Source organism: Nocardia sp. NPDC004415, from assembly GCF_053602435.1.
Map to the genome: position 1 here is coordinate 1 of NZ_JBSGDP010000106.1, position 10,094 is coordinate 10,094.

At 70.1% G+C, this 10,094-nt stretch carries 11 protein-coding genes; 2 read left to right on the forward strand and 9 right to left on the reverse strand.

The features are described from left to right. Window positions 1-77 precede the first annotated feature (77 nt). The 9 genes from ACWEMY_RS28640 to ACWEMY_RS28680 form a co-directional block, all read right to left on the reverse strand. Complete coding sequence (locus ACWEMY_RS28640; RefSeq protein WP_375930393.1) at window positions 78-1,094, reverse strand: lysophospholipid acyltransferase family protein; 1,017 nt, start codon at window positions 1,092-1,094, stop codon at window positions 78-80. After that, the gene (locus tag ACWEMY_RS28645) at window positions 1,091-2,167 is read right to left on the reverse strand and encodes an NAD-dependent epimerase/dehydratase family protein (protein ID WP_452392525.1); all 1,077 of its coding nucleotides are present in this window, start codon (window positions 2,165-2,167) and stop codon (window positions 1,091-1,093) included. Before ACWEMY_RS28645 ends, ACWEMY_RS28640 begins: the two co-directional genes overlap by 4 nt. Before the next feature lie 165 nt (window positions 2,168-2,332). Further along, the gene (locus ACWEMY_RS28650) at window positions 2,333-2,434 is read right to left on the reverse strand and encodes a 30S ribosomal protein bS22 (protein ID WP_003402602.1); all 102 of its coding nucleotides are present in this window, start codon (window positions 2,432-2,434) and stop codon (window positions 2,333-2,335) included. Window positions 2,435-2,689: 255 nt separating this feature from the next. Continuing rightward, window positions 2,690-2,959 (reverse strand): helix-turn-helix domain-containing protein, encoded by a 270-nt coding sequence (locus tag ACWEMY_RS28655; RefSeq protein ID WP_375930399.1) that lies wholly within the window; start codon window positions 2,957-2,959, stop codon window positions 2,690-2,692. Between the two features lie 162 nt (window positions 2,960-3,121). Next, the gene (gene proC, locus ACWEMY_RS28660) at window positions 3,122-3,940 is read right to left on the reverse strand and encodes a pyrroline-5-carboxylate reductase (RefSeq protein ID WP_375930402.1); all 819 of its coding nucleotides are present in this window, start codon (window positions 3,938-3,940) and stop codon (window positions 3,122-3,124) included. A 28-nt stretch (window positions 3,941-3,968) separates the two neighbouring features. Next, on the reverse strand, window positions 3,969-4,835 hold the full coding sequence (locus ACWEMY_RS28665) for a thioesterase family protein (RefSeq protein ID WP_452392526.1): 867 nt from the start codon (window positions 4,833-4,835) through the stop codon (window positions 3,969-3,971). A gap of 79 nt (window positions 4,836-4,914) precedes the next feature. Continuing rightward, window positions 4,915-5,793 carry a sugar phosphate isomerase/epimerase family protein gene (locus ACWEMY_RS28670; protein WP_375930408.1) on the reverse strand — a complete coding sequence of 293 codons (879 nt, stop codon included), beginning with the start codon at window positions 5,791-5,793 and terminating at the stop codon, window positions 4,915-4,917. 16 nt (window positions 5,794-5,809) lie between these two features. Next, window positions 5,810-7,717 (reverse strand): hypothetical protein, encoded by a 1,908-nt coding sequence (locus tag ACWEMY_RS28675; RefSeq protein WP_452392527.1) that lies wholly within the window; start codon window positions 7,715-7,717, stop codon window positions 5,810-5,812. Further along, on the reverse strand, window positions 7,714-8,697 hold the full coding sequence (locus ACWEMY_RS28680; RefSeq protein WP_375930414.1) for a Ppx/GppA phosphatase family protein: 984 nt from the start codon (window positions 8,695-8,697) through the stop codon (window positions 7,714-7,716). Before ACWEMY_RS28680 ends, ACWEMY_RS28675 begins: the two co-directional genes overlap by 4 nt. A gap of 119 nt (window positions 8,698-8,816) precedes the next feature. Between ACWEMY_RS28680 and ACWEMY_RS28685 the strand changes: the two genes are divergently transcribed. Further along, window positions 8,817-9,632: a hypothetical protein gene (locus ACWEMY_RS28685; RefSeq protein ID WP_452392528.1), complete on the forward strand. Its 816-nt coding sequence runs from the start codon at window positions 8,817-8,819 to the stop codon at window positions 9,630-9,632. A gap of 70 nt (window positions 9,633-9,702) precedes the next feature. Further along, a complete protein-coding gene (locus ACWEMY_RS28690) occupies window positions 9,703-10,032 on the forward strand; it encodes a hypothetical protein (protein ID WP_375930420.1) in 330 nt (109 codons plus the stop codon). The last annotated feature ends 62 nt before the right edge of the window (window positions 10,033-10,094 follow it).

Below are 10,094 nucleotides of genomic sequence, written 5' to 3' on the forward strand. Positions count from 1 at the left end.
CCGGCCGCGACCGGCCACTGCGTGGCCGCCGCTCCTCGGGGTCGCGGGTGCGGGGCTGGGGATGCCTGCCGCTGTCTTCAGCCCAGGACCGGATTCCGACGCTTGGCCAACAGCTTGTAGAGGGTCTGCTGAATGGTTTCGCGGACCTGGTCGGTGACCTCGAACATCGTCATCGGATCGTCGGCTTCCTCGGGTGCGTACGACGAGGTGTCGATCGGTTCGCCGAACTCGATGTACCACTTCGACGGCAGCGGAATTGCGCCGAGCGGACCCAAATGCGGGAACAGTGGGGTCACCGGGAAATAGGGCAATCCGAGCAAACGGGCCAGCGGCTTGATATCGGCCAGTTTCGGATAAATCTCCTCCGAACCGACGATCGAGACCGGAATGATCGGCACCCCGGTGCGCACCGCCGCGGAAACGAACCCGCCACGACCGAATCGCTGCAACTTGTACCGGTCGGCGTAATTCTTTCCGACGCCCTTGAAACCCTCCGGGAAAACACCGGCGATGTGTCCGGAGCGCAGCAGCCGCTCGGCGTCGGGGTGGCAGGCCAGGGTGTGCCCGGCCTTGCGGGCCAGCGCGCCCAGCATCGGCAGTTCGAAGATGAGGTCGGCGGCCAGCAGGCGCAGCGCGCGCTGCTCGGGGTGCTTGTCGTGCACGGCCAGTTGCAGCATGAGCCCGTCGATCGGCACGGTGCCCGCGTGGTTGGCGACCAGCAGCGCTCCCCCGGTGGCGGGGATGTTCTCGATGCCGGCGGTCTCGACCCGGAACCAGTAGTCCGACAGCGGGCGCAGCGCGGGCAGGATGACCGATTCGAGCAGGTGGCGGTCGTAACCGAACTCGTCGATCTGGTAGTCGCCGGTGAGGCGGCGGCGCGCGAATTCGGCGGTCTTCTCGATCTGCTCGCCGAGGGCCTCGCGCACGACCTCCGACAGCGTCTTCGGGGGCCGCGGCGGCATCCCCGGCCTGCGTTCACTCAGCGAAGTGACCGGCATCGCCTGCATCGGCTGATCCGGCCAGCGCCGGGCCGCAGGTCGTTGCCTGGTCTCGACATTCACGTCGAGACGGATGACTTTCGCTCCCTCGTTCATGTATGCGCTCCTGAACCGGCCCCGATGAGGCCGAGCAGTTTGTGTTCCGCGGCGTCGATCCATGCCGGATCGAAGACGGGCCGCAACGCTGCGCCCGCGATGAAGTCGTCGAATGCCTGGACCGTGGTCCAGCGGGGCGTGAAACCGAGTTCGGTTCGCATGCGGGTGGTGTCGAGTCCGCAACCGAAGTGGAAGTAGTCGGGTTGTTCACCGCTGAAGCCGCGCATGATCGGGCCCATCAGCGTGCGCCCGACCGTGCGGAAGGCGAACAGGGGCACCGGGACGGTGATCCGCCCGGCCCGCCGGATCGCCTGCGACATGGCCAGCGCGCCGTCACCGGCGACATTGACCGTGCCACCATTGGCCCGCTGCGCCGCGTGCACCAGCACCGCGACCGCGTCTTCCTCGTGCAGCAATTGCAGCCTGGCCTCGCGGCCCAGCACGGTCGGCGTGATCGGCGACCGCAGGTATTGCACGCCGTGATCGGCCAGCCGGGGCCCGACGATCGGCGCGAAGCGCAGGATGGCGGCGGAGATGTCGGGCCTGCGCCGCGCCATCGCGCGGACCAGGGCCTCGATATCGATCATGTCGCGGGCGAACCATCCCGCGGGCGGGGTGCGCGCGCCCATCTCCTCGGTGAACTTGGCCGGGTCCTTGGCACTGCACCCGTAGACCGCCGAGGACGACCGCACCACGACACGCCGCACCGACGGCGCCTTCTGGCACACGGCGAGCAGTTGCATCGCCCCGAGGACATTGAGGTCCTTCATCACCGCGCGCCCACCACCGGCGGGCGGGCGGGTGAGGACCGAGGCGTGCACGACGGTGTCGACGCCGTTGCCCTCGACGACTTTGCGGATCAGCGGATTGCGGATGTCGGCGCGCACGAACTCGGCGCTGCCCATCCGCCTGCGCAATTCGCGGCTGGGGGTCATGGTGTCGACGGCGATCACCCGCTCGACGCCGGGTGTGGCGGCGAGCCTGGCCGCGACATTGCCACCGAAGAAACGACTGGCTCCGGTGACCAGGACGACTTTCGGATCTGACCCCACGCAAAGCCCCCTGCTTCTCATGTTTTCCCGCGTACCAGAGTAGCCGCATTCGCGCCACCCGCCGCCACGATCAACAAGCTTTTAACGATGACGATGGTCACCGCACAGTGAGATTTACAAACCCGACCATTTCACAGCGAGAGCCCGCCACCTCGAAGGTGACGGGCTCGTCGCAGGCATGCGGGCTTACTTGCCGAGTTTGCGCCGCTGCACACGCGTGCGGCGAAGCAGCTTGCGGTGCTTCTTCTTCGACATACGCTTGCGGCGCTTCTTGATCACAGAACCCATAGGGTTTCCTCGCGTTCTCTCTACTCGGCATACACACACGGTGTCGCGTGCGTCTTCTGGTGTCCGCGCCGCCGGGGTGCACCGGACACCACGAAGCGGTGCCACCGGCAGGCGGACACGAACCGAGTGCCCATGCTACAGCTCGGTCTGCGGGCTGGCGCCCGCGGGTTCTCGACCTGTTCCCTCGATCTTCCCTCCCTGCGGGTACTCCTTCGTCGCACCCTCCGGTCAGTCCAGATCGAGGCGGTCGAGAACCTATCCGGCGTCGAAGTAGGACGTCTCCAGGTAGTCGTGCACCGCCTTGGCGTGCACCCGGAAGGACCGGCCGACGCGCACCGCGGGCAGTTCACCCGAGTGCACGAGCCGATACACCGTCATCTTCGAGACCCGCATGAGATCGGCGACTTCGGCGACGGTGAGAAACTGCGTGCCACCGCCGATCACCGGTTGTCCCTGCGGAGCTCCGGCCCGGGGAGCGGGCGAACCCGATCCGCCACCCGACGCCGGTGAATTATTCGCTGACATTCTGTTCGCAGCCATCATGGCATCACTGACCTCCGGCACGTCCGCGCCGCCGGCTTCCCCACCGGCGGAACAGACACGCACGTGCTTCTACGAGCTTAGCGGGACCAGTGGGATTACTGCGACGGGTGTGAGAAATCGGTTTTCATCCCGGGTACCCGGCGGTCATTCGTTCGACGTGCCGTGTTCGGCGGATCGTTGCCTGGCGGCGTGCAATGCCTCGCTGAAGGTCGAACGCAGCGCGCCGCGCTCGAGTTCGCGCAGGGCCGCGGCGGTGGTGCCGCCGGGCGAGGTGACCGCGACCCGCAGGTCCACCGCGCTCTGGCCGGTCTCGTCGAGCAGCGCCGCCGAGCCGATCATCGTCTGGACGACCAGCTCGCTCGCGACATCGCGGGTCAGCCCGAGGCTCACCCCGGCGTCGATCATGGCCTCCACGACCAGGAAGAAATACGCGGGCCCGGAGCCGGAGACCGCGGTGACCGCGTCCATCTGCGATTCGGGCACCGTGACCACCTTGCCGACGGCCTCGAGCATCTCGCCGACCTGCTCGAGCTGCTCGGGCTTGGCGTAGCGGCCGGGCGAGAGCACGCTCATCCCCTGCCCCACCAGCATCGGCGTGTTGGACATCACCCGCACCACGGGGTAGCCGGCGGGCAGCTTGGCCTCGAGGTGCGCGGTGGTGACACCGGCGGCCAGCGAGACCAGCACCTGCTCGGCACCGGTGTCCAGATCGGCCTTGGACAGGTCGGTGAGCACCGAGTCGACCACGCCCGGCTTGACCGCGACCACGACGATGTCGGCGCCGACGACCGCGTCGGCGACCGAGGTGCTCACCCGGATCTTGAACCGCTCGGCGAGCTGGGCACCGCGCGCGGCCGAGGGCTCGACGACCACCAGATCCTTGGTCGCCCGGCCGGATTCCAGCAATCCGGCGATCAACGCCTCACCGATCCGGCCGCCACCGACCACCGCAATTCTCGTCATGCGGTCCAGATTAGTGGGCCGGGGTGGGTCAGCGCGCCGCCGGGATGAGCGCCAGCTGGCGGCTCTGCGCGACGACCGCGCCGGTGGAGTCGATGACCAGCTGGTCCTCGTCGAACATGCGCTCACCGACCTCACGGGCGGTCGCGATGACGCGCAGCCAGCCCGGCGCGGGGATGCGGCGCAGGTAGGTGGTCATCTGCACGGTCGGCGACCAGCCGAAGTGGCCCAGGTTCATCGGCACCGGCGGGCTCATGTCGGCGGCCATCATGGCGAAGGCGGCGCGCACCCTCGGGTCGGACTCGTCGCCGTCGAAGGGGCGCATCCACAGCCGCAGCCGCGGCGCGCCGGTCTCCCCGCGCAGGAACTCCGCCTGGCTCGGGTCGATGAGCACCTGCGCGCCCTCGCTGACGTGCACGATCTTGCCCATCGGCGAATCCGGGGTGTAGCGGTGGGCCGCCTCGCTCGGTTCGGCGGGCATGTCGGAGTCGGGGCCGCTCCAGCGGGTGGCCTCGGCGTCGAGGTGGCCGAAGGTGAACGCGGTGCGCACCAGGGTGCGGCCGTTCTGGATCAGCTCGGCGTCGGCCAGGCAGATCTGGCGGCCCTTCTTGCGGATGTGCACCGCGTACTCGACCTCGCCCGGGTCCGGGGCGCCGAGGAAATCGGAGCTGGCCGCGATCGGCGCCATCCGCGCGAAGGACTCGTCGGCCTCGGTGAGCCACCGGGTGGCCGCCGCGGCGCTGGCGGCGACCATGGTGCCGCCGTGCACCTTGGGGCCGATGGTCCAGGTGGGCGCGATGACGCCGGCGTAGCGGCCGGTCTCGGCATCGGTCGTGGGGAGCTCGGTCAGGTCGACGACCTGACTGAACGGCGCGTCGGTCGCGAGTTCTCGCGTCATCGTCACTCCTGGTCGAGGTTCAATTCGTACAGCGTACAAGCAGGGGTGCGCGCAGGGTATTCCCGCCCGGGCGAACCGGTCACGGAAGGTCGGCGTGGTGGGGGTCCGGGGTCGCGCCGGTCAGGTGCAGGCGGGCGAACTCGAGGGTGCGCGCGAGCAGCGCCGAACGCTGCGCGGTGGTGCGCGCGGTCTGGGTGTTGATCTCGGCCACCGCGTGCCCGGTGAAACCGGTGTGCACCAGATGCTCGCAGAGCTGCGCGCACGGCTGGGTGCCCTCGCCGGGCACCAGGTGCTCGTCGTTGGCGGCGCCGCGCCCGTCGGCCAGGTGCAGGTGCACCAGGCCCGAGCCCATCCGCGCGGCCAGCTCGAGCGCGTCGGCGCCCGCGGTCGCGGTGTGCGAGAGGTCGAGGGTGTAGTGGTCGAAGCCGATGTCGGTGGGGTCGTAGGACGGGCTGAACGCGCTCACCGCCGGACCCGGACCGGCGCGGCGTTCGAGCCTGCGCACCGAACCCTCGCGGAACAGCGTGTCGGCGCGCATCGGGAACATGTTCTCCACCGCCACCTTCACCGGGTGGTGCGCCTCCAGTTCGCCCACCTGCTCGGCGAAACCCCTGGCGTAGCGGCGCTGCCAGCGGAACGGCGGATGCACCACCACGGTGTCGGCGCCCAGCGCCTCCGCGGTGCGCACGCTGCGCTCCAGCTTGGCGACCGGGTCGGCGCCCCAGACCCGCTGGGAGATCAGCAGACACGGCGCATGCACCGCCAGCACCGGCACCCCGTAGCGCTTGGCGTAGGACTGCACGGTCGCGATGTCCTGGCTGGCCGGTTCGGCCCAGACCATCAATTCCACACCGTCGTAACCCAATTCGGCGGCATAACGGAACGCCGCCTGGGTGTTCTCCGGATACACCGACGCCGTCGAGAGGCCGATCCCGATCTCAGCCCGCGCGTTCCCCACAGCCCACTCCCTGCATTCAGCTGGTACTGAGGAGAAAGGCTAGCGGTCCCAGCGTCACGAAGACGCCTACGACGACGGCGATCACAGTGCTGAAGATGTCGTCGGTGCGGCGCAGCACCCGCACCAGCGCGACCAGACCCAGGATCACGACCATCGCGAGGGCCAGCGCCACCCACGGCAGCGTCTCCCACATCGTCTCGAAACCCTTGAACAGCAACATTCCGGCGACCGCGGCACCCGCGCTCTGCGCGCCCAGGATCATCCACTGGCGGCGGTGCGCGTCCTCGCCCGACGCGCGCTCGGACCGCGCGGCCCGGCTGCCCGCCCGCCCGGTCGAGGCGCTGCTCGCCCGCGCGGTCACCTTGCTCGCGCGCGACCTGGCCTGCTGGGCGCGCGATTTGGCGCGACCGGCGATCTTCGAGGCGGCGGCCTTGGTCGCGGCGCGCTTGCCGCCGCGACGGGGGGCGGGCTCGTCGTCCTCGTCGTCGTAGTAGTCGTCTTCGTCGTACTCGCCGTCGGCGTAGTCGGAGTAGTCGTTGTCGGCGTAATCGCGCTCGGCGTAATCGCTTTCGGCGTAGTCGTCGGTGTCCGGGTCGCCGCCGCCCAGGGCGTAGACCTCGGTGTGCGCGTCGGCGTCGGGACCGTGTTCGGCGCGCTGACGCAGCAGGTCACCGGCCACCGACTGACCCGCGATCAGCGGCTGCTCCTGGCTGACCGGCGACCACGCGGCCGTCGGGAAGCCACCGCTCTCGGGCGCGTCAGCGGGCTGCTGCGAGCGATGCCTGCGCGCCGACCACGAGGGCAGCTTCGACTTCTCGGTCCCCGGCGCGGGACGCCTGCGGTCGAGAGAGGGTCGCTGGTCGAGATCGGGACGCGGGGCGTCCGAGGCGGGCGCACGATTGGTCTCGGCACCCGGCCGCGCCGCGAAGTCGGGACGGGACGGGTCCGATGCGGGCGCGCGATTCAGCGCCTGGGTGCCATCCGGGCGCGACGGGTCCGACGCGGGTGCGCGGTTGAGCGCCTGCGCGTCCGGGCGCGGGGCGAAGTCGGGGCGCGACGCGTCGGCGGGGCGGTTGAGCGCCTGGGTCGCGTCGGGGCGCGGGGCGAAGTCGGGCAGACCGGCGAAACCGGGGCCCGGTGTGCCGAACGGCTGCGCCGGAGCGTCGGCGCCGGGGGCGTAGGGGGCCTCGAAGCCGGTCGGGCCGTAGGAGGGCGTCTGCGGTGCCCACGCGGGCGGGGGCGGGGTCGTCGGCGCGGGTGGCGCAGCGGCCTCCTCGGCGGCCTCCGCGGCCCGTCGGCGCGCTGCCCTGCCACCCGTGGCCGGTGGCGGCTGCGGCGGCTCGGGAATGGCGGGCGGGGCCTCGGTCTCCGGTTCGGGCCTGCGGCGGCGTCCACCGCCGACCGCGGGGATCGCGCCGGAGCCGAACATCTCGGCGATATCGGGGTCGACCTGCGCCCCGCTCGACGGCGCGCCGAGCCGGAACCCGCGACCGTTCGACGGGGCACCGAGATCGCGGGCCTCGGCACGGAACGGGCCGAACGGATCGGCGGCCGGGCGGGGACCCGCCAGCCCGAGCGGATCACTGGGATCGACGCGCGAGATCGGACCCGACATCGGGGAGAACGCGGGCTCGGCGGGACCCGGCGGTGGATAGGGGGCGGGCTGATAGCTCGCGGGCGGGACGGGTTCGGGCGCGTAGGCCGCAGGCTCCGGAGCGGGCGGTTCCGGCTCCACGGGCGCCGCGTGCGAGCTGGGACCGGAGCGGACGGTGGCGTTCTCGCCGGTCAGGTCGGTGACCGAGAGCCCACGGCCGCTGCGCCTGCGCCGTCCACCGCCCCCGCTGGACGGGGCCGACGCGCCCTGCGCGGCATTGCGCGCGAGTAGCTCGGCGACCGATAGCTGTTTGGAATCGTCGTTGCTCATGCGGGCTCCGCTCTCGTCACCGACGCCAGGGGCGGCACGAGGGCCGGGCCTCCGTTCGGCTCGGCGTCGAGCTTGCGCAGGATGAGCCCCTCACGCAGCGCCCAAGGGCAGATCTCGATGCTGTCGAGCGACAACGCCCGCATACTCGCCTCCGCGACCAGTGCGCCGGCCACCAACTGCTGGGACCGGTCCGAACTCACACCCTCCAGTTCCGCGCGGTCCGAGGCGGTCATCCGGGAGATGAACGCGATCAGCTGGCGCAGTCCGGAGCTGGTCAGTGTACGGCGCACCCGCGGACCGGCTGCCGAGGGTGCGGCACCGGTCAGCCGGGCCAGCGAACGGAAGGTCTTCGAGGTGCCCACCGCGAGGTCCGGTTTGCCCGCCGCGGCGATGGCCTTGGTCGGCACCACCAGTTCGGCGTCGAGCCAGTCGCGCAGCACCGCGATCTTGCGCTTGCCCGGCGGATCGTCACGCAGCCACTCCCGGGTGAGCCTGCCCGCGCCCAGCTGCAGCGACAGCGCCACATCGGGTTCCTCGTCGCCGCCGTTGGACATCTCCAGCGAGCCGCCGCCGATATCCAGATTGATGATGCGCCCCGCGCTCCAGCCGAACCAGCGGCGCACGGCCAGGAAGGTCAACCGGGCCTCGTCCTCGCCGGAGAGCACCTCCAGATCCACCCCGGTGCTCGCGCGAACCCGCGCCAGGACCTCGTCGGAATTGGTGGCCTCGCGCAGCGCGGAGGTGGCGAAGGGCATCAGCTCGACACAGCGCGAGGTGCGCGCCAGATCGGCGAATTCGGTGATGGTGGCGATCAGCCGCGCCTCGCCCTCGGTGGTGATACGGCCCTCGCCGTCCATGTTCTCCGAGAGCCGCAACGCCGACTTCGACGAGCTCATGGGCATCGGGTGTCCACCACGATGCGCGTCCACCACGAGCAGGTGAACGGTATTGCTTCCGACATCGAGAACACCAAGCCGCACACGAATACGGTACTTGGTGATCCGGTACTACAGGCCAGGCGACTGAACTGTTAGCGTCACCGGTTGTGACCGATGGCGCAGCCGGCAACCGCGGGACCGGGCTCCGACCTGGGCGGAAGATGGATCCGAGCCCGGAGGTCGAGCTCGACTTCCCCCGCGAATGGATCGAGTTCACCGACCCAGCAAACGACGAGCACCAGATCGTCGCCGACCTGACCTGGCTGCTGTCGCGCTGGTCCTGCGTGTTCGGCACACCGGCCTGTCAGGGCATCATCGCCGATCGTCCCGACGACGGCTGCTGCTCACACGGCGCCTTCCTGTCCGACAAGGACGACCGCAAGCGCCTGGCGGGCGCTGTGAAGATGCTCACACCCGACGACTGGCAGCTGATGGGCGAGGCCACCGAGAAGGGCAAAGTCGTCAAGAAGGGTTACCTCGAACTCGACGAACTCGAGGACGAACCGGCCCTGCGCACCCGCCGCTACGACGGCGCCTGCATCTTCCTCAACCGCCCCGGATTCGCTGCCGGCGCGGGCTGCGCACTGCACATCATGGCCGTACGCAAAGGCATCGAACCGCTCGAGGTGAAACCGGACGTGTGCTGGCAGCTGCCCATTCGGCGCACCCAGGACTGGGTCGAACGCCCCGACGGCGAACAGATCCTGCGCACCGTGGTCACCGAATACGACCGCCGCGGCTGGGGCCCCGGCGGCCTCGACCTGAACTGGTACTGCACCGGCTCCCCCGACGCGCACGTCGGCACCCGCCCGGTCTGGCAGTCCTACGGCCCCGAACTGCGCGAACTGCTCGGCGCGCCCGCCTACGACGAACTGGCCCGGCTGTGCCGCCGCCGCGAGGGATTGGGCCTGATCGCGGTGCACCCGGCCACCGTCGAAGCCGAACGGTCCGGCGGGCTTTCCGATCAGCGTGCGTGAAATCCCGGAGCTCCTGCGGTTCATTCGACGGTAGTGCGGACGTCACCGAATTAGGGTTGGATAACTCGTCATGTCCACAAAAGCACTCACCCTGGCGACCCTGCTCGTCGGCGCCGGCCTGTCCATGACCGGAATCGCCGCGGCCGAACCGAACGGCGACCCGGCCGCCTACGCCGACTTCACCAGCAGCTTCGTCAACTACCTCGACCCGGCCGCCGTCAACGCGGCAGCCGACGGCAAGTACATCATCGTGAGCACGCAGGGCACCTCGACCACCATCGCGTGCCGCGGCAACGGCGCCGATGTGCCGATCTACGACTGCATGCAGGAAGACGCCTTCGGCTGGCTGCCGCTGCGCAAGATCGACACCCCGATCGGCGAAGCCTGGAGCGCGCTCTAGTTTTGGCGGCTGGCGCCGCGGGGTTTTCGGCCCCTTGGGCCTCGCATCCGAGGGGCGATACT

Bases quoted from the DNA above. Each gene is read 5' to 3' on its own strand.
- ACWEMY_RS28640 (WP_375930393.1), bottom strand. From the start codon at position 1,094: ATGAACGAGGGAGCGAAAGTCATCCGTCTCGACGTGAATGTCGAGACC.
- ACWEMY_RS28645 (WP_452392525.1), bottom strand. From the start codon at position 2,167: ATGAGAAGCAGGGGGCTTTGCGTGGGGTCAGATCCGAAAGTCGTCCTG.
- ACWEMY_RS28650 (WP_003402602.1), bottom strand. From the start codon at position 2,434: ATGGGTTCTGTGATCAAGAAGCGCCGCAAGCGTATGTCGAAGAAGAAG.
- ACWEMY_RS28655 (WP_375930399.1), bottom strand. From the start codon at position 2,959: ATGTCAGCGAATAATTCACCGGCGTCGGGTGGCGGATCGGGTTCGCCC.
- proC (WP_375930402.1), bottom strand. From the start codon at position 3,940: ATGACGAGAATTGCGGTGGTCGGTGGCGGCCGGATCGGTGAGGCGTTG.
- ACWEMY_RS28665 (WP_452392526.1), bottom strand. From the start codon at position 4,835: ATGACGCGAGAACTCGCGACCGACGCGCCGTTCAGTCAGGTCGTCGAC.
- ACWEMY_RS28675 (WP_452392527.1), bottom strand. From the start codon at position 7,717: ATGAGCAACGACGATTCCAAACAGCTATCGGTCGCCGAGCTACTCGCG.
- ACWEMY_RS28685 (WP_452392528.1), top strand. From the start codon at position 8,817: ATGGATCCGAGCCCGGAGGTCGAGCTCGACTTCCCCCGCGAATGGATC.
- ACWEMY_RS28690 (WP_375930420.1), top strand. From the start codon at position 9,703: ATGTCCACAAAAGCACTCACCCTGGCGACCCTGCTCGTCGGCGCCGGC.